Below are 17,179 nucleotides of genomic sequence, written 5' to 3'. Positions count from 1 at the left end.
TGCTCAATTGGTGGTTGCGGTGGTTGGGGTGGCTGTGGGGGTTTCGGTGGGTTGAACGGGTGATGGTGGGCTGAGCTCGGAGTTCACCGTGGCGTAACACGGAGGGCGTCTTCGTCACTGGGGGGAAACACCCGCAAGGTTTGGCCGAAACCACGCTGCGACAACCTCATCGCGAAGTCGGCCCACCAGAAACACGCCCGCACGGGCCGCATCGACGACGAGGAGACGCCGATGCCCCCAGGCATCCTGACGCTTGCCGCAGACAAGGTGACACTCAGCCCCGCCAACACGGGGTTCATGCTGATCTGCTCCGCACTGGTGATGATCATGACGCCCGGCCTCGCCTTCTTCTACGGCGGCATGGTCCGGGTCAAGAGCGTGCTGAACATGCTGATGATGAGCTTCATCAGCCTGGGCATCGTCACGATCCTGTGGGTCCTGTACGGCTTCGGGCTCGCCTTCGGCACCGACAGCGGCGGCTTCATCGGCTGGAACGGCAACTTCGCCGGACTCAGCGGCATCGGCCTGACCGAGCTGTGGGGCACCAGCACCATCCCGGTCTACGTGTTCGCGGTCTTCCAGCTGATGTTCGCGGTGATCACGCCCGCGCTGATCAGCGGTGCGCTCGCCGACCGGGTGAAGTTCACCGCCTGGGCGCTCTTCATCGCCCTGTGGGTCACCATCGTCTACTTCCCCGTCGCCCACTGGGTCTGGGGCGAGGGCGGCTGGCTCTTCGAGCTCAAGGTCATCGACTTCGCCGGCGGCACCGCCGTGCACATCAACGCCGGTGCGGCGGCGCTCGGCGTGCTCCTCGTCGTCGGCAAGCGCATCGGCTTCAAGAAGGACCCGATGCGGCCGCACAGCCTGCCCCTGGTGATGCTCGGCGCCGGACTGCTGTGGTTCGGCTGGTTCGGCTTCAACGCCGGCTCCTGGCTCGGCAACGACGACGGCATCGGCGCGGTCGCCTTCGTCAACACCCAGGTCGCCACCGCCGCCGCGATGCTCGGCTGGCTGGCGTACGAAAAGCTCCGGCACGGCTCGTTCACCACGCTCGGCGCGGCCTCCGGCGCGGTCGCCGGACTCGTCGCGATCACCCCGGCCTGCGGCGCGGTCAGCCCGCTGGGCGCCATCGCGGTCGGCGCCATCGCCGGTGTGCTGTGCGGCATGGCGGTCAACCTCAAGTACAAGTTCGGCTACGACGACTCCCTCGACGTCATCGGCGTCCACCTCGTCGGCGGTGTCGTCGGCTCCCTGCTCATCGGGCTGTTCGCCACCGGCGGGGTGCAGAGCAAGGCCAAGGGCCTGTTCTACGGCGGCGGCTTCGAACAGCTCGGCCGGCAGGCCGTCGGCGTGGTCTGCGTGCTGCTCTACTCGCTGGTCGTCTCCTACGTCCTTGCCAAGGCCATCGACCTGGTGATGGGCTTCCGGGTCGGCGAGGACGAGGAGGTCGCCGGCATCGACCAGGCCGCGCACGCGGAGACCGCGTACGACTTCGCCGGCGCGGGCGGCGGCACGGTCGGACGCAGGGGACCGGCACTCGGCGAGGCCCAGACGAAGAAGGTGGAAGCGTGAAGCTCATCACGGCAGTAATCAAGCCGCACCGGCTGGACGAGGTGAAGGACGCCCTGCAGGCATTCGGGGTGCACGGCCTGACGCTCACCGAGGCCAGCGGCTACGGCAGACAGCGCGGCCACACGGAGGTGTACCGCGGCGCCGAGTACACCGTCGACCTGGTGCCGAAGATCCGCATCGAGGTGCTGGTCGAGGACGCCGACGCCGAGGAGCTGATGGACATCGTCGTCAAGGCGGCCCGCACCGGAAAGATCGGCGACGGGAAGGTCTGGGCCGTCCCCGTCGACGACGCCGTACGGGTGCGGACCGGAGAGCGGGGACCGGACGCCCTGTGACCGCGCCGCCGCCCCGGCGCGGCTCCGGCACCCGCGCGGCATCCGCCGCCGGGGCCGGAGCGGCCGGGCGGCGGATGGCCGCCCGCCCCGCGGCGGCACAGACTTGAGGGTGCACGGCGGCATCCGGGGAAGACGACGGGGGACCACACGACCGAGGAGCGCGCGAGGTGACCGAGAGCGTCGAGGAAACGGCAGGGCCGGCGGAGCACGCGGTGCACCCGGCGGACGGGCCCGCCGAGGAGGGCGGCTACCCGGCCGCCCGGCTGCGGCTCCTCCAGGACGAGGCGGCCATCGGACCCGACCGCCGCGCCGCCCTCGCCCGGATGACCGACGACTGGCTCGCCGGGCTGCACGGCCGCCACGCCACCGCCGCCGGGCTCTCCGGGACCGCGCTGGTCGCCGTCGGCGGCTACGGCCGCGGCGAACTCTCCCCGCGCAGCGACCTCGACCTGCTCCTGCTGCACGACGGCCGCGCCGACGCGGGCGCCCTCGCCGCGCTCGCCGACCACCTCTGGTACCCCGTCTGGGACCTCGGCCTGGCCCTCGATCACTCCGTACGGACCCCCGCCGAGGCCCGCAAGACGGCCCGCGACGACCTGAAGGTGCAACTGGGCCTCCTCGACGCCCGCCATCTGGCCGGCGACGCGGACCTGACCGCCGCCCTGCGCACCGCCGCCTACGCCGACTGGCGCGAGAGCGCGCCCAAGCGGCTCCCGGAGCTCCACGACCTGTGCCAGGAGCGCGCCGAACGGCAGGGCGAGCTCCAGTACCTGCTCGAACCCGACCTCAAGGAGGCCAGGGGCGGGCTGCGGGACGCCACCGCGCTGCGGGCGGTCGCCGCCTCCTGGCTCGCCGACGCCCCGCGCGGCGGCCTGGAAGCCGCCCGCACCCGGCTGCTGGACACCCGCGACGCCCTGCACCTGACCACCGGCCGGGCCACCGACCGGCTCTCCCTCCAGGAACAGGACCAGGTCGCCGGCGCCCTCGGCATGCTGGATGCCGACGCCCTGCTGCGGCAGACCTACGAATCCGCCCGCACCATCTCCTACGCGGCCGACGTCACCTGGCGCGAGGTCGGCCGGGTGCTGCGCGCCCGCTCCGTCAAGCCCATGCTGCGCGGCCTGCTGCACGGCCGTACCGCCGGCAAGGGCGAGCGCTCCCCGCTCGCCGACGGCGTCGTCGAACTCGACGGCGAGGCGGTGCTGGCCCGTACCGCGCGCCCCGAGCGGGACCCGGTGCTGGTGCTGCGCGCCGCGGCCGCCGCCGCCCAGGCCGGGCTGCCGCTGGCCACCCACTCGATCCGCCGCTGCGCCACCGCCGGCCGGCCGCTGCCCGTGCCCTGGCCCGCCGAGGCCCGCGAGCAGCTGGTGACGCTGCTGGGCGCGGGCAGCCACACCGTGCCCGTATGGGAGGCCCTGGAGGCCGAGGGCATCGTCACGCGGCTGCTGCCCGACTGGGAGCGCGTCCGCTGCCGCCCCCAGCGCAACCCCGTCCACACCTGGACGGTGGACCGCCACCTCATCGAGACCGCCGTACGGGCCGGCGCGCTCACCCGCCGGGTGCACCGCCCCGACCTGCTGCTGATCGCCGCCCTGCTGCACGACATCGGCAAGGGCTGGCCCGGCGACCACTCGGCGGCCGGCGAGACCATCGCCCGCGACGTGGCGGCCCGGCTCGGCTTCGACGCCCGCGACACCGCGGTGATCGCCACCCTCGTACGGCACCACCTGCTGCTCATCGAGACCGCCACCCGGCGCGACCTGGACGACCCGGCGACCGTCGGCGCCGTCGCCGAGGCGGTCGGCACCACCGGCACCCTGGAGCTGCTGCACGCCCTGACCGAGGCCGACGCCCTGGCCACCGGGCCCGCCGCCTGGAGCGCCTGGCGCGGCGGACTCGTCGCCGACCTCGTCAAACGGGTCGCCGCGCACCTCGCGGGGGAGCCGGGGACGGAGGCGCGCGAGGCCGACGAGCCGACCGCGGAGCAGGAACGGCTGGCGGCCGAGGCCCGGCGCACCGGCGGCCCGGTCCTGGCGCTGCACACCCGCTCCGAACCCCCCGCCGACGCCGGGGACGGGGAGGGCGGGCCCGCCCGGGAGCCGGTCGGCGTGGAGCTGCTGATCGCCGTCCCCGCGCACCGGGCGCCCGGACGCCGCCCCGCGACGGCCCCGGCGGGCACCCCGGGCGTCCTGCCCGCCGCCGCGGGCGTGCTGGCCCTGCACCGGCTCACCGTCCGCGCCGCCGACCTGCTGCTGCTCGACCCCGCCGACGACGGCCCGGTCCTGCTGCTGCGCTGGCGGGTGGCCGCCGAATACGGTTCGCTGCCGCGCGCCGACCGGCTGCGCGCCGACCTGGTCCGCGCCCTGGACGGCTCCCTCGACATCCCCGCCCGGCTCGCCGAGCGCGAACGCGCCTACGCCCGCCGCGCACGCGCCGTGCTCGCCCCGCCGCCGCGGGTCAGCGTGGTCACCGGCAGCTCCCGCACCGCGACCGTCATCGAGGTCCGGGCGCAGGACGCCCACGGCCTGCTGCACCGCATCGGCCGCGCCCTGGACACGGCGGGCGTCGCCGTCCGCAGCGCCCACATCAGCACGCTGGGCGCCAACGCGGTGGACGCGTTCTACGTCACCGGCGCGGACGGGGAGCCGCTGGCCGACGACGCGGCCCACGAGGTGGCGAAGGCCGTGGAGCAGGCCCTGCGGTAACGGCCGGCGCGCAGGGCCGGACCGGTTCGCTTGCGCAGCCGGATACCCTGGAACCCGACTGAACCCCGCCCCCGACCCCGAGGATCGACGACCGCCGTGTTCGATACGCTTTCCGACCGCTTGGCGAGTACTTTCAAAAACCTCCGGGGCAAGGGCCGCCTGAGCGAGGCGGACATCGATGCCACGGCACGCGAGATCCGTATCGCGCTGCTCGAGGCCGATGTCGCCCTCCCCGTCGTCCGCGCCTTCATCAAGCAGGTCAAGGAGCGTGCCACCGGCTCCGAGGTCTCCCAGGCGCTGAACCCCGCCCAGCAGGTCATCAAGATCGTCAACGAGGAGCTCATCGGCATCCTCGGCGGCGAGACCCGGCGGCTGCGGTTCGCCAAGAACCCGCCGACCGTGATCATGCTGGCGGGTCTGCAGGGTGCCGGTAAGACCACTCTCGCCGGAAAGCTCGGCCGCTGGCTCAAGGGGCAGGGCCACGCCCCGCTGCTGGTCGCCTGTGACCTCCAGCGCCCCAACGCCGTCAACCAGCTGCAGGTCGTCTCCGAGCGCGCCGAGGTCGCCTTCTACGGCCCCCAGCCCGGCAACGGCGTCGGCGACCCGGTACAGGTGGCCAAGGACTCCATCGAGTTCGCCCGGACCAAGCAGCACGACGTCGTCATCGTCGACACCGCCGGCCGCCTGGGCATCGACCAGGAGCTGATGCAGCAGGCCGCGGACATCCGCGACGCGGTCAGCCCGGACGAGGTCCTCTTCGTCGTCGACGCGATGATCGGTCAGGACGCGGTCAACACCGCCGAGGCGTTCCGCGACGGCGTCGGCTTCGACGGCGTGGTGCTCTCCAAGCTCGACGGCGACGCCCGCGGTGGTGCCGCGCTGTCCATCGCGCACGTCACCGGCAAGCAGATCATGTTCGCCTCCAACGGCGAGAAGCTGGACGACTTCGACGCGTTCCACCCGGACCGCATGGCGTCCCGCATCCTCGGCATGGGCGACATGCTCAGCCTGATCGAGAAGGCCGAGCAGACCTTCAGCCAGGCCGAGGCCGAGAAGATGGCGGCCAAACTGGCGAAGGGCCCCAAGGAGTTCACCCTCGACGACTTCCTGGCCCAGATGGAGCAGGTCCGCAAGATGGGCTCCATCTCCAAGCTGCTCGGCATGCTGCCCGGCATGGGGCAGATGAAGGACCAGATCAACAACCTCGACGAACGCGAGGTCGACCGCACGGCCGCCATCATCAAGTCGATGACCCCGGCCGAGCGCCAGGAGCCGACGATCATCAACGGCTCGCGCCGGGCCCGTATCGCCAAGGGTTCCGGTGTCGACGTCAGCGCGGTCAAGGGCCTCGTGGAGCGGTTCTTCGACGCCCGCAAGATGATGTCCAAAATGGCCCAGGGCGGCGGCATGCCCGGCATGCCGGGGATGCCTGGCATGGGTGGTGGCGCCCGCAAGAAGAAGCAGGTCAAGCAGGCCAAGGGCAAGCGCAAGAGCGGTAACCCGATGAAGCGCAAGGCCGAGGAAGAGGCCGCGGCGGCGCGCCGGGAGGCCGCCCAGGCCGGCAACCCGCTGGGCCTGCCGCAGGGCGGCCAGGACCCGCAGAACTTCGAACTCCCCGAGGAGTTCAAGAAGTTCATGGGCTGAGCCCACGCCTTCGGCTCGCGAGCCTCCGACCGCCACCGCGGGCGGGGGCTCGCCGCCGTTTCCGGCGCTCCGCGACGGGCCGCCTCCGCTGGCGTCACACCCCGCCGCCCCCTTCCGGCGGCCCGTCGTCCGCCCCGTCCCGCCCGGTGAGGAACCGCAGCGGATTGCGCCGCGTCAGCCGGTCGATCGTCTCCTCGTCCACCCCGGCCGCCCGCAGCCGCGGCAGGAACGACCGGAACAGGTGCCCGTAGCCCATCCCGCCCTCACTGACCAGGTAGCCGTGGCGGGAGACATCACAGCTGAGCAGCACCCGGTCGGCGTAACCGGACTCCAGGAGCGCCAGCAGCAGCCGCAGCCGCACCCGGTCGCTCCGGAAACTCTCCTTGCCGACGGTGTCGAACGCGAGGTACGCACCGGCCGCCGCCAGTTCCCGGTGCACCGCCGGATCGTCGAGCAGGTCCTGGTGCCCGATGCTGACGCGGTGCGGCGGCAGCCCGGCCGCCGTCAGCAGCTCCAGCTGGGCGAGGCCGCCGCGGCCGAAGCGGGCGTGGGTGGCCACCGACAGGCCGGTCGCGGCGGCGGCGAGCGCGGCCGCGGTCAGTGTCCGCGCCTCCGGCTCGCTCGGCAGGTCGCCGTGGCTGCCGACCTCGCCGATCACCCCGGGCCGGATCCCCGAGCCGCCGCAGCCCCGCTCGATCTCCCCGACCAAAGTCCGCGCCAGCCGCTCCGCGCTGGTGCGGCTCAGCTCCGCCGGGTGGAACGGCTCGTAGTACCAGCCGGTCGCCGCGACGACCGCGACCCCCGAATCCGCGGCGATCCGGGTCAGGGCGGCCACATCGCGCCCCATGCCCCGGCAGGTGAGCTCGACGAGCAGGCACAGGCCGAACTCGGCGCGCAGCGACGCCAGTTCCCCGGTGATCGCGGCCCGGTGCCCGGGGGTCAGGGTCGCGGCGCTGTCGGCGCCGCGGGTCAGGTCGAGCGCCAGATGCTCATGGGCGAGCACCGGTCCGCGCACCTCAAAAGCGGGCAGCGGGCCCGAGACGGTCTGCAGCGAAGCGTTCATCAGTGCCTTCCCGGCCGCCCCGGCGCGGCCGAAACCCGTCCGGGAGCGGGCCCGCCAGGACGGGAGAGCGGCGGACGAAGGCTTCCGGGCTCTTGCCGGCACCCAGACCCGGCACCGCCGCCGCGCGCTACCTCGTCCGCGCGATCAGATAGCGGAAGACGTTCGGCATCCACACCGTCCCGTCCGCCCGCTGATGCGGATGCAGCGCCTCCGCCAGCTCCTTCTCCACCTCGCGCTGCTCGGCGGCCGCCAGTGCCGGGTCGAACAGCCCCGTCGACAGCAGCCCGCGCACCGCGCTCGCCGGATCCGCGTACCCGAACGGGCAGGCCACCCGGCCCGAACCGTCGGGCCGCAGTCCGGCCCGCTCCGCCAGCTCCTCCAGGTCGTCCCGGCTGCTGGGCCACCAGCCGGCGCCGTGCTCGCCCGGCGGATCGGTCAGCCGCCGCGCGACCCGCAGCACCCCCGCCGTGGCGCACCGCTCCACCGGGCCCCAGCCGCCCAGCACCACCGCACTGCCGCGCTCCGCCAGCCCGGCCGCCGCGGTCAGCGACGCCGTCAGCCCCTCGACCGTGCTCACACAGCCCACCGGGTGGAATGCCGTGACCACATTGAAGGCGGCGCCCCCGGGCACCGCGTCCTCCAGGCCGCCGCTGACCAGCCGGGTGTGCTCCGGCATGCCGTCCGGCGTGAGCCGCTCGCGCGCCAGCTCCAGCCGGGACTCGTCCGCGTCCACCCCGCTGACCTGCGCGCCGCGCGCCGCCGCCAGCAGCAGCGCCAGCCCGGAGCCGCAGCCCAGCCCCAGCAGCCGGGTGCCGGGGCCGATGCCCAGGCGGTCGTACGCGGCTTCGTACAGCGGGACCAGCATCCGCTCCTGGATCTCGGCCCAGTCACGGGTGCGCGCCCGTGCCCCGGCCCACGCGGGCGGGTCGTCGCAGCGCATGGATCCGGAGTGCGGAAGCTGGTGCCGCACGAGCGTCGGTGACATCGATAGCGCCCCTATTCGCCGAGAACCCGAAGCTGTTCCGTACCGTCCGTACCGATCGCCCCCGTGTTCGCGCGTCGTGCGCCCCCGCGATCCAGACAACTGCGCATTCGTCCGGGCGTCCAGGGGATGCGCCGGGGTTGTCTCCCGCGCGCCCCCGTGTGCGCCGGGCCCGCTCCCTGGAGCGCCGTTCCAGGGTGACCCGGCCGGCGCCGTTCCGCCACGGCAGCGGCCGCCACCCGGGTACCGGGGGCCGTCCGGACGCCCACGTCCACCGGCACCTACGGTGGGGTGCGAGCCGGTGCCGCCGGGTCCGGTGGCCGCCCCGTACCATCGCCGCGGTGATCGTTGCCCCGGTATACGACCGGCTACGCCATGCGGCGTACGCGGGGATACGTACCGGCTTGAGGGCCGCTGGGCGCCTTCTGCGCAGATCTGCGCACCGCGCCCTGGCCATGACTCATGACCGGAAACTGACTGGTACGTGCAAATTATTTGGGATGGCCCGGAATCGGAACACCGGACGACCCCGGCTCGTTGTCACGACGTGAGCACGACACCGCCTGTCCTCGCCGCCGAACTGGCGCTCGCGTGGGCCGATATTCAACGGCACCACCCCGAGCTGCCGGACCTGGCCGCCCCCGAGTCCCTGATCGGAGAGTCCTCGTCCGCCTGCGGCGCGGAACTCTCCTTCGAACGGCTGCTCCATGAGGCAGTCCACGGCATCGCCGCCGCCCGCGGCGTCCGCGACACCTCCCGCGCAGGCCGCTACCACAACCGCCGCTTCCTGGCGATCGCCGAGGAACTGGGCCTGGACCACGCCGACGAGCCGCACCCCAGCAGCGGCTTCTCCCTGGTCACGCTCAACCCCGAGGCCAGGAGGCGCTACCGCTCCACCACCGAACGGCTCGCCAGAGCCCTCAAGGCGCACTCCGCCGCCACCGCCACCGACACCACCCGCAGCTTCCGGGGCCCGGCCGCCCGGCACGGCTCCTCCGGAGGGGGCGTCCGCGTCAAGGCCGTCTGCGACTGCGGGCGCAATGTCCGCGTCGTGCCGTCCGTCCTGGCCCAGGCGCCGATCGTCTGCGGTGGCTGCGGGAAGCCCTTCCGGATCCCCGAGGTGGCCGCGGTCGGCTGACCCATGGGCGTGTGGCACAATGGCTAGCTGTACTCGACAGTCGCACAGGACCCCTCTCTCCTCCGGCTGACGCGTCCATCGGGCACCCCGAGTACCGCAACCCCACGTGGCATCCCGTTGTGCCCCACCACGTCAAGACCAGGAGACACCACTCCCGTGGCAGTCAAGATCAAGCTGAAGCGTCTGGGCAAGATCCGTTCGCCTCACTACCGTATCGTCGTCGCCGACTCCCGTACCCGCCGTGACGGCCGGGCCATCGAGGAGATCGGCCTGTACCACCCGGTGCAGAACCCCTCGCGCATCGAGGTCGACTCCGAGCGTGTCCAGTACTGGCTGGGTGTCGGCGCGCAGCCGACCGAGCCCGTCGCGGCCATCCTCAAGGTCACCGGCGACTGGCAGAAGTTCAAGGGCCTGCCGGCCCCGGCGCCGATGAAGGTCGCCGAGCCGAAGGCCGACAAGCGCGCCCTCTTCGAGGCCGCCGCCAAGGCTTCCGGCGACGAGCCGAAGGGTGAGGCCATCACCCCGAAGGCGAAGAAGGCTGACAAGAAGGCGGACGAGGCTGCGGCCGAGTCCACCTCCGAGTCGACCGAGGCCTGAGCATGCTCGAGGAAGCCCTCGAGCACCTCGTCAAGGGCATCGTCGACAACCCCGACGACGTGCAGGTCGCCTCGCGCACCCTGCGTCGCGGGCGCGTGCTGGAGGTCCGGGTCCACCCCGACGACCTCGGCAAGGTGATCGGCCGCAACGGCCGTACCGCCCGCGCTCTGCGGACCGTCGTGGGCGCCATCGGCGGCCGTGGCATCCGCGTCGACCTCGTCGACGTGGACCAGGTCCGCTGACAAGTTGAACACCGGCTCGGGCCGGGGAGGGCCCTCGGGCCGTCCCCGGCCCGAGTTCGTTGGTGACCGCGGATCCCGCCGCGTCACCACCCATCGAGAAACCACGACGGTTCTCGGCCACCTCCGCGCAAGCGGCGGCCGTCCAGCCGTGACAAGGGGAGAGAGAACAGCGTGCAGTTGGTAGTGGCACGGATCGGCCGCGCCCACGGCATCAAGGGCGAACTCACGGTAGAGGTACGCACCGACGAGCCCGAGCTGCGGCTCGCCCCGGGCGCCGTCCTGGCCACCGAACCGTCCTCCGTCGGACCGCTGACCATCGCGGCCGGCCGGGTGCACAGCGGCCGGCTGCTGCTGCGCTTCGAGGGCGTCACGGACCGCACGGCCGCCGAAGGGCTGCGCAACACCCTGCTGATCGCGGAGGTCGACCCCGAGGAGGTCCCCGAGGACCCCGAGGAGTTCTACGACCACCAGCTGATCGACCTCGACGTCGTCACCCGCGACGGCACCGAGGTCGGCCGGATCTCCGAGATCTCCCACCTGCCCTACCAGGACCTGCTGGTCGTCCGGCGGCCCGACGGCAGCGAGGTCCTCATCCCGTTCGTCGCCGAGATCGTCCCGGAGATCGACCTGGAGGAGCAGCGCGCGGTCATCGACCCGCCGACCGGCCTCCTCGACGCGAGCCAGGCCGAGATCGCCGGCAGCCGCGAGGAGAGCTGATGCGGCTCGACGTCGTCACGATCTTCCCGGAGTACCTCGAACCGCTGAACGTCTCCCTCGTCGGCAAGGCCCGCGCCCGCGGACAGCTCGACGTGCGCATCCACGACCTGCGCGATTGGGCCCACGACAAGCACAGCACCGTCGACGACACCCCCTACGGCGGCGGCCCCGGCATGGTCATGAAGCCCGAGCCGTGGGGCGAGGCGCTCGACGAGATCCTCGCCTCCGGCGAGGGAGCGCCGGTGATCGTCGTCCCCACCCCGAGCGGCGCCCCCTTCACCCAGCAGCTCGCCGTCGAACTCTCCGCCAAGCCCTGGCTGGTGTTCACCCCGGCCCGCTACGAAGGCATCGACCGCCGCGTCATCGAGGAGTACGGCGACCGCGTCGACGTCCGCGAGGTCTCCATCGGCGACTACGTCCTGGCCGGCGGCGAGGCACCGGTGCTGGTCATGGTCGAGGCGGTGGCCCGGCTGCTCCCCGGCGTCCTCGGCAACGCCGCCTCCCACCAGGACGACTCCTTCGCCCCCGGCGCGATGGCCGACCTCCTGGAGGGCCCCGTCTACACCAAGCCCCCCGAGTGGCGCGGCCGCGGCATCCCCGACGTCCTGGTCAGCGGCCACCACGGCAAGATCGCCCGCTGGCGCCGGGACGAGGCGTTCCGCCGCACCGACCGCAACCGCCCCGATCTGATCGAGCGCGCCGACCCCGCCGCGTTCGACAAGCACGACCGCGCGATGCTCGACGCCCTGGGCTGGTCACAGGGCCCGGACGGCCGATTTGGGCGGACGACCGGGGCCGTGGAAGAATAGGCCGCTGCTGTGTGCGTCCGGCGCGCGCCCCTGCCACAGGGGGAACGACGCCCGCCCGACGGAACGGCATCCGACACATCATTTTCGATATTCCGTTGATGACCTGTGGCATCAGCGAAGAAAGCAGTAGGTCATGCACCTTCTCGACTCCGTCGACGCCTCGTCGCTGCGCAGCGACATCCCGGCCTTCCGCCCGGGTGACACCGTCAACGTCCACGTCCGCGTCATCGAGGGCAACCGCTCCCGTGTGCAGCAGTTCAAGGGCGTCGTCATCCGCCGTCAGGGCGCCGGTGTCCGTGAGACCTTCACGGTCCGCAAGGTCAGCTTCTCCGTCGGCGTCGAGCGCACCTTCCCCGTGCACACCCCGATCGTGGAGAAGATCGAGGTCGTGACCCGCGGTGACGTCCGTCGCGCCAAGCTGTACTTCCTGCGCGAGCTCCGCGGCAAGGCCGCGAAGATCAAGGAGAAGCGCGACAACTGAGCCGGGCCGTCCCGGAGCACGATTTTTTGCGCCGGGGCAACGCAAACCGACTCTCGCGTACGGGGTCCGGACCCGGCCGGATAGGCTCATGGCCCGATGGACACCGACGCACAACTCACGGAGCGCGACCCCTCTCCCACCCCCGACCAGGGGCCGGAGCAGGGGTCGCGCTCCGCGCGTTTGCTCGCCCGCGCGGCCGGGCTGCGTCACCGGCCGGCCACCCTCCTCGCACTCTGCCTGGCCTTCGTCCTGCTGCTCAGCGCCTTCGTCGCGCAGCCGTTCCTGATTCCCAGCACCTCCATGGAGAACACCCTGCAGGCCGGGGACCGGGTGCTGGTCAACAAGCTGGCGTACCGTTTCGGCAGCGCGCCCGAGCGGGGCGATGTGGTGGTGTTCGACGGCACGGGGTCCTTCGTTCACAGGGAGCAGGGGGAGAATCCCGTCACCGGGCTGCTGCGCGGCGCCGGTGCGGCGCTGGGCCTGGCCCGGCCCGCCGAGACCGACTACGTCAAGCGCGTGATCGGCACCGGTGGTGACCATGTGACCTGCTGCGACGAACGGGGGCGGATCGAAGTGAACGGTGAGCCCGTGAGTGAGGCGTATCTCCACCCCGGGGACGCGCCGTCCTCGGTGGATTTCGACATCGTGGTGCCCGAGGGCCGGCTGTGGGTCATGGGGGACCACCGCGCCAGATCCAGCGACTCCCGCGACCACCTCGGCGACCCCGGAGGCGGCACGGTCCCGCTGGACAAGGTCATCGGCCGCGCCGACCTGATCACCTGGCCCGCGAGCCGGTGGCGCACCGTCGAGCGCCCACGGTCCTTCGGCCGGATACCCGCCGTGGCAGGCCCCCATGGGTAGCCGCGGACGCCCCCGCCACGCGGGCCAGGGCACCGGCAGGACCGGCAGGGCGGCGGGCCGGTCCAAGCGGGGCAGCGGCGCGCCGGAGCGGGGCACCGGGAGCCCGTACGGCGGTGGCGAGACGTACGGGGGCGGTGACGCGTACGGCGGCGGTGACGCGTACGGGGGTACCGGGGCGTACGGGGGTGGTGACGGATACGGGGGCAGCCAGGCGTACGGCGGCGACACGTACGCCGGCCCCGGGGAGCCCGGTGGGAGCGCCGGTCCCCGGACGGACGGGGCGGCGACCGGCAGGCGGGCGGGACGGACCGGCACCGGTGGCCGGGCCGAGCGGCGGCGCCTGGCCCGGCGCATCAAGCGCCGCAGGCAGCGCTCCTACCTCAAGGAGATCCCCATCCTCGTCGGCGTGGCGCTGGCCATCGCCCTCGTCCTGAAGACCTTTCTCGTCCAGGCCTTCGTCATCCCGTCCGGCTCCATGGAGCAGACGATCAGGATCGGCGACCGGGTGCTGGTCGACAAGCTGACGCCGTGGTTCGGCTCCAAGCCGGCGCGCGGCGACGTGGTCGTCTTCAAGGACCCCGGCGGCTGGCTCAAGGGCGAGCAGAACAAGCCCGCCGACGACGGCGGCGCCTTCCAGCCGGTCAAGGACGCCATGACCTTCATCGGCCTGCTGCCGTCGGCCGACGAGCAGGACCTGATCAAGCGGGTCGTGGCGGTCGGCGGCGACACCGTCAAATGCTGCGACGAGCAGGGCAAGGTCACGGTCAACGGCACCCCGCTGACCGAACCGTACATCCATCCGGGCAACCCGCCCTCCACGCTCAAGTTCACCGTGAACGTCCCCATCGGGCGGATCTTCGTGATGGGCGACCACCGCTCCAACTCGGCGGATTCGCGCTTCCACCTGGACGAGCCGTACCGTGGCACGGTCTCGGAGGACGGTGTCGTGGGCCGGGCCGTGGTGATCGGCTGGCCGTTCAGCCACTGGCGGCGCCTGGAAGAACCGGACACCTTCACGAGCGTGCGCGACGCGCCGGGCGCCAAGGCGTCGGCGGCAGGCGCGCCGCATAGGCTGTCCACCGACAGTTTGACCGTACTCCCGACCCCTGCGGAACTCCCGCTCGTTATGGGAGTGGTGGGCCTGCACCGGTTGACGGGCGGGCGAGTGCGTGGAGTGAGGAGCAGATGTGGGGGACTTGGCGGTCGGCGCGCGGTCCGGAACCGAAGAGCCCGAAGAGCCGGCAGGTCGCGGTGAGACCCCGCGGCCGGTGACGAGTTCCGTGCATCCGTCACCACCCCGGTCAGGGGCGCAGGCACAGACGCAGCATCCGTCATCGGCGGACTCTCCGGAACCGTCGGGCACTGCGGGCATGTCGGATACGTTGAACACGTCAGCGGGCGAGGAGGCGAGCGGCGGCGTGAAGAAGGCCAAGAAGCCGCGTGCTTTCTGGAAGGAGCTGCCGATCCTCATCGGCATCGCTCTGCTCCTCGCGCTGCTGATCAAGACCTTCCTGGTGCAGGCGTTCTCGATCCCGTCCGACTCGATGCAGGACACCCTGCAGCGCGGGGACCGGGTGCTGGTCGACAAGCTGACACCGTGGTTCGGCTCCAAGCCGCAGCGCGGCGAGGTCGTCGTCTTCCACGACCCGGGCGGCTGGCTGAACGAGACGCCGACCCCCGAGCCGAACCCCGTGCAGAAGGTCCTCAGCTTCATCGGCCTGATGCCCTCGGCCGAGGAGAAGGACCTGATCAAGCGGGTCATCGCGGTCGGCGGCGACACCGTCGAGTGCCACGGCACGGGCCCGGTCAAGGTCAACGGCAAGGCCCTCAAGGAGGACTCGTACATCTACCCCGGTGCCACCCCGTGCGGCGACCGGGCGTTCGGCCCGATCCATGTCCCCAAGGGCCGGATCTGGGTGATGGGCGACCATCGCGACGACTCCCTCGACTCCCGTTACCACCAGAACCTCAAGGGCAACGGCACGGTCTCGGAGAACGAGGTGGTCGGCAGGGCGTTCACCATCGCCTGGCCGATCAACCGCTGGGCGATGCTGCCCGTGCCGGACACCTTCGACCAGCCCGGAATCAACAAGGCCATGGCGGCGACGCCCGCGGCCCTCGGACTGGCCGGCGCGGTGCCGATCGTGATCTGGCGTCGCCGAAGGCTGACCGGAACACGTAACCCCAGGTAAGGTGCCGTCCCGGATCTTCGACGCGGGCCCGGTCCGCGGGGTGGGAGCGCTGGGATGAGCAGCAGTACGGAACGCAGGACCGACGGCCGCGGCCGGACGACGGGCAGTGTGCTGTCCGGTCTGGCCGTGGCCGTCGGCTGTGTGCTGTTCCTGGGCGGCTTCGTATGGGCGGCGCTGATCTACCGCCCCTACACGGTGCCGACCGACTCGATGACGCCGACGATCGCGGTCGGGGCGCGGGTCCTGGCGGAGAAGGTGGACGGCTCCGAGATACGCCGCGGCGACATCGTCGTCTTCAAGGACTCCACCTGGGGCGACCTGCCGATGGTCAAGCGCGTCGTCGGCGTCGGTGGCGACAAGGTCGCCTGCTGCACCGAGCAGGGCCGGCTGACGATCAACGGCACCCCCGTCGAGGAACCGTATCTGCAGGGCAGTGGGCCCGCCTCGCCCATCGGCTTCAAGGCCACCGTCCCCAGGGGTCAGCTCTTCCTGCTCGGCGACCACCGCAGCGACTCCCTCGACTCCCGTGTCCACCTCACCGACGGCGACCACGGCTCCGTGCCGCGCAGCGCCGTCAACGCCCGGGTCGACGCGCGCGCCTGGCCGCTCGGCAGCGTGGGCGTGATGCAGCGCCCGGCGGCCTTCTCCGCCCTCCCCGGCGGCACCTCGCAGCCGGGCCCGGTGCAGCCCATCGCCCTCGCCGTGGTCGCCGGCGCGGTCCTCATCCTGGTCGGCGCGGCCCACGGGCCCCTCGCCCGGCGCAAGGCGCGCAAACGTGCCTGAGAAGCGGGGACGGGGCGCCGGGGAGCCGGCCGCGGCCCATGGGGCGGCGGCCGGTGACACCCCGGAGCCGGCCATGGTGCGCCAGGTCTCCCGCATCGTGCTCCTCGACCCGGATGACCGGATCCTGCTGCTCCACGGCTTCGAGCCGGACCGCCCCGCCGACCAGTGGTGGTTCACCCCCGGTGGCGGTCTGGAAGGGGCGGAGACCCGTGAGGAGGCGGCCCGCCGCGAACTCGCCGAGGAGACCGGCATCACCGACGCCGTCCTCGGCCCCGTCCTGTGGAAGCGCCGCTGCGCCTTCCCGTTCGACGGACGGCGCTGGGAACAGGACGAGTGGTACTACCTGGGCAGAACCGACCGGACTGTCACCGACACCGGTGGGCAGACTGACCTGGAACGACGCAGCGTCTCGGGGCTGAGGTGGTGGACTTCGGAGGAACTGTCCGCCTCGCATGAGACGGTGTATCCGACCAGACTCGCCGAGCTGCTGCGCACGCTGCTCGACGAAGGGCCCCCCGATGCGCCAGTGCTCCTGGAGACCGAGCGGGTCTGACGCACAATGGGGGGACGCACGGCTGAAGGGGATCTGCCATGAGCGCCGAGGACCTCGAGAAGTACGAGACCGAGATGGAGCTGAAGCTCTACCGGGAGTACCGCGACGTCGTCGGACTGTTCAAATATGTGATCGAGACCGAGCGGCGTTTCTACCTCACCAATGACTACGAGATGCAGGTGCACTCCGTCCAGGGCGAGGTGTTCTTCGAGGTGTCGATGGCCGACGCCTGGGTCTGGGACATGTACCGACCAGCCCGCTTCGTAAAACAGGTCCGCGTCCTGACGTTCAAGGACGTGAACATCGAGGAGCTCAACAAGAGCGATCTGGAGCTTCCGGGCAGCTGAGGCGGCCGACAGGGCGGAGGGGCAGGCCGCGGGCCGCCCTCCGCCACCCGGACGGGTGAGCGAGTTGTCCACAACCCGTTCGTTGTCCACCAAGATCCAACAGGTCGGGGCGGGAGCGTCACAGTCGGTGCCGGAGGTGGTACCGCATGAACGCCATG

At 72.2% G+C, this 17,179-nt stretch carries 18 protein-coding genes; 16 read left to right on the top strand and 2 right to left on the bottom strand.

What is annotated here, in order from left to right:
- Positions 1-231 precede the first annotated feature (231 nt).
- The 4 genes from K7396_RS10495 (at position 232) to ffh (ending at position 6,256) form a co-directional block, all read left to right on the top strand.
- Entirely contained in the window at positions 232-1,572 is a 1,341-nt protein-coding gene (locus K7396_RS10495) for an ammonium transporter (RefSeq protein ID WP_086720047.1), read from the top strand.
- The gene (locus tag K7396_RS10490; protein ID WP_086720048.1) at positions 1,569-1,907 is read left to right on the top strand and encodes a P-II family nitrogen regulator; all 339 of its coding nucleotides are present in this window, start codon (positions 1,569-1,571) and stop codon (positions 1,905-1,907) included. The genes K7396_RS10495 and K7396_RS10490 overlap by 4 nt, the downstream gene beginning before the upstream one ends.
- 212 nt (positions 1,908-2,119) lie before the next feature.
- Positions 2,120-4,612 carry a [protein-PII] uridylyltransferase gene (locus tag K7396_RS10485; RefSeq protein ID WP_086720049.1) on the top strand — a complete coding sequence of 831 codons (2,493 nt, stop codon included), beginning with the start codon at positions 2,120-2,122 and terminating at the stop codon, positions 4,610-4,612.
- Positions 4,613-4,708: 96 nt separating this feature from the next.
- Positions 4,709-6,256 carry a signal recognition particle protein gene (ffh, locus tag K7396_RS10480; RefSeq protein ID WP_170314295.1) on the top strand — a complete coding sequence of 516 codons (1,548 nt, stop codon included), beginning with the start codon at positions 4,709-4,711 and terminating at the stop codon, positions 6,254-6,256.
- A 94-nt stretch (positions 6,257-6,350) separates the two neighbouring features.
- Here the strand turns inward: ffh and K7396_RS10475 are convergent, their stop codons facing one another.
- Together K7396_RS10475 and K7396_RS10470 are read right to left on the bottom strand one after the other, a co-directional pair.
- Positions 6,351-7,319 carry a phosphotriesterase family protein gene (locus K7396_RS10475; protein WP_152104848.1) on the bottom strand — a complete coding sequence of 323 codons (969 nt, stop codon included), beginning with the start codon at positions 7,317-7,319 and terminating at the stop codon, positions 6,351-6,353.
- 127 nt (positions 7,320-7,446) lie between these two features.
- Positions 7,447-8,304, bottom strand: a complete 858-nt coding sequence (locus K7396_RS10470) for a methyltransferase domain-containing protein (RefSeq protein WP_086721207.1) — start codon at positions 8,302-8,304, stop codon at positions 7,447-7,449.
- A gap of 544 nt (positions 8,305-8,848) precedes the next feature.
- Between K7396_RS10470 and K7396_RS10465 the strand changes: the two genes are divergently transcribed.
- The 12 genes from K7396_RS10465 (at position 8,849) to K7396_RS10410 (ending at position 17,021) form a co-directional block, all read left to right on the top strand.
- Positions 8,849-9,439, top strand: coding sequence for a hypothetical protein (locus K7396_RS10465; RefSeq protein ID WP_086721206.1), 591 nt, complete (start codon positions 8,849-8,851; stop codon positions 9,437-9,439).
- Positions 9,440-9,595: 156 nt separating this feature from the next.
- Positions 9,596-10,036, top strand: a complete 441-nt coding sequence (rpsP, locus tag K7396_RS10460; protein ID WP_086721205.1) for a 30S ribosomal protein S16 — start codon at positions 9,596-9,598, stop codon at positions 10,034-10,036.
- A gap of 2 nt (positions 10,037-10,038) precedes the next feature.
- Positions 10,039-10,278 carry an RNA-binding protein gene (locus tag K7396_RS10455; RefSeq protein WP_003980229.1) on the top strand — a complete coding sequence of 80 codons (240 nt, stop codon included), beginning with the start codon at positions 10,039-10,041 and terminating at the stop codon, positions 10,276-10,278.
- 171 nt (positions 10,279-10,449) lie between these two features.
- The gene (rimM, locus tag K7396_RS10450) at positions 10,450-10,995 is read left to right on the top strand and encodes a ribosome maturation factor RimM (RefSeq protein WP_086721204.1); all 546 of its coding nucleotides are present in this window, start codon (positions 10,450-10,452) and stop codon (positions 10,993-10,995) included.
- The gene (gene trmD, locus K7396_RS10445) at positions 10,995-11,804 is read left to right on the top strand and encodes a tRNA (guanosine(37)-N1)-methyltransferase TrmD (RefSeq protein WP_086721203.1); all 810 of its coding nucleotides are present in this window, start codon (positions 10,995-10,997) and stop codon (positions 11,802-11,804) included. Before rimM ends, trmD begins: the two co-directional genes overlap by 1 nt.
- 133 nt (positions 11,805-11,937) lie before the next feature.
- Complete coding sequence (rplS, locus tag K7396_RS10440; RefSeq protein ID WP_086721202.1) at positions 11,938-12,285, top strand: 50S ribosomal protein L19; 348 nt, start codon at positions 11,938-11,940, stop codon at positions 12,283-12,285.
- Between the two features lie 96 nt (positions 12,286-12,381).
- Complete coding sequence (gene lepB, locus K7396_RS10435) at positions 12,382-13,146, top strand: signal peptidase I (protein ID WP_086721201.1); 765 nt, start codon at positions 12,382-12,384, stop codon at positions 13,144-13,146.
- Positions 13,139-14,401: a signal peptidase I gene (gene lepB / locus K7396_RS10430; RefSeq protein ID WP_223659849.1), complete on the top strand. Its 1,263-nt coding sequence runs from the start codon at positions 13,139-13,141 to the stop codon at positions 14,399-14,401. Before lepB (K7396_RS10435) ends, lepB (K7396_RS10430) begins: the two co-directional genes overlap by 8 nt.
- On the top strand, positions 14,334-15,338 hold the full coding sequence (lepB, locus tag K7396_RS10425) for a signal peptidase I (RefSeq protein ID WP_373866949.1): 1,005 nt from the start codon (positions 14,334-14,336) through the stop codon (positions 15,336-15,338). The genes lepB (K7396_RS10430) and lepB (K7396_RS10425) overlap by 68 nt, the downstream gene beginning before the upstream one ends.
- Before the next feature lie 54 nt (positions 15,339-15,392).
- Positions 15,393-16,121 carry a signal peptidase I gene (gene lepB / locus K7396_RS10420; protein ID WP_086721200.1) on the top strand — a complete coding sequence of 243 codons (729 nt, stop codon included), beginning with the start codon at positions 15,393-15,395 and terminating at the stop codon, positions 16,119-16,121.
- 73 nt (positions 16,122-16,194) lie between these two features.
- A complete protein-coding gene (locus tag K7396_RS10415; RefSeq protein WP_086721199.1) occupies positions 16,195-16,674 on the top strand; it encodes an NUDIX hydrolase in 480 nt (159 codons plus the stop codon).
- Positions 16,675-16,712: 38 nt separating this feature from the next.
- Positions 16,713-17,021, top strand: coding sequence for a DUF2469 domain-containing protein (locus K7396_RS10410; RefSeq protein WP_005311352.1), 309 nt, complete (start codon positions 16,713-16,715; stop codon positions 17,019-17,021).
- Positions 17,022-17,179: the final 158 nt, after the last annotated feature.

It is taken from the genome of Streptomyces angustmyceticus, from assembly GCF_019933235.1.
GTDB lineage: Bacteria > Actinomycetota > Actinomycetes > Streptomycetales > Streptomycetaceae > Streptomyces > Streptomyces angustmyceticus.
Note: the sequence above shows the minus strand (reverse complement) of the source record. Positions and strands in the feature narration are given on the sequence as shown.

What these genes read in the sequence shown, in the direction of transcription:
- K7396_RS10495 (WP_086720047.1), top strand. Translation starts at nt 232, where the DNA reads ATGCCCCCAGGCATCCTGACGCTTGCCGCAGACAAGGTGACACTCAGC.
- K7396_RS10475 (WP_152104848.1), bottom strand. Translation starts at nt 7,319, where the DNA reads ATGAACGCTTCGCTGCAGACCGTCTCGGGCCCGCTGCCCGCTTTTGAG.
- K7396_RS10470 (WP_086721207.1), bottom strand. Translation starts at nt 8,304, where the DNA reads ATGTCACCGACGCTCGTGCGGCACCAGCTTCCGCACTCCGGATCCATG.
- K7396_RS10455 (WP_003980229.1), top strand. Translation starts at nt 10,039, where the DNA reads ATGCTCGAGGAAGCCCTCGAGCACCTCGTCAAGGGCATCGTCGACAAC.
- trmD (WP_086721203.1), top strand. Translation starts at nt 10,995, where the DNA reads ATGCGGCTCGACGTCGTCACGATCTTCCCGGAGTACCTCGAACCGCTG.
- rplS (WP_086721202.1), top strand. Translation starts at nt 11,938, where the DNA reads ATGCACCTTCTCGACTCCGTCGACGCCTCGTCGCTGCGCAGCGACATC.
- lepB (WP_086721201.1), top strand. Translation starts at nt 12,382, where the DNA reads ATGGACACCGACGCACAACTCACGGAGCGCGACCCCTCTCCCACCCCC.
- lepB (WP_223659849.1), top strand. Translation starts at nt 13,139, where the DNA reads ATGGGTAGCCGCGGACGCCCCCGCCACGCGGGCCAGGGCACCGGCAGG.
- lepB (WP_086721200.1), top strand. Translation starts at nt 15,393, where the DNA reads ATGAGCAGCAGTACGGAACGCAGGACCGACGGCCGCGGCCGGACGACG.
- K7396_RS10415 (WP_086721199.1), top strand. Translation starts at nt 16,195, where the DNA reads ATGGTGCGCCAGGTCTCCCGCATCGTGCTCCTCGACCCGGATGACCGG.
- K7396_RS10410 (WP_005311352.1), top strand. Translation starts at nt 16,713, where the DNA reads ATGAGCGCCGAGGACCTCGAGAAGTACGAGACCGAGATGGAGCTGAAG.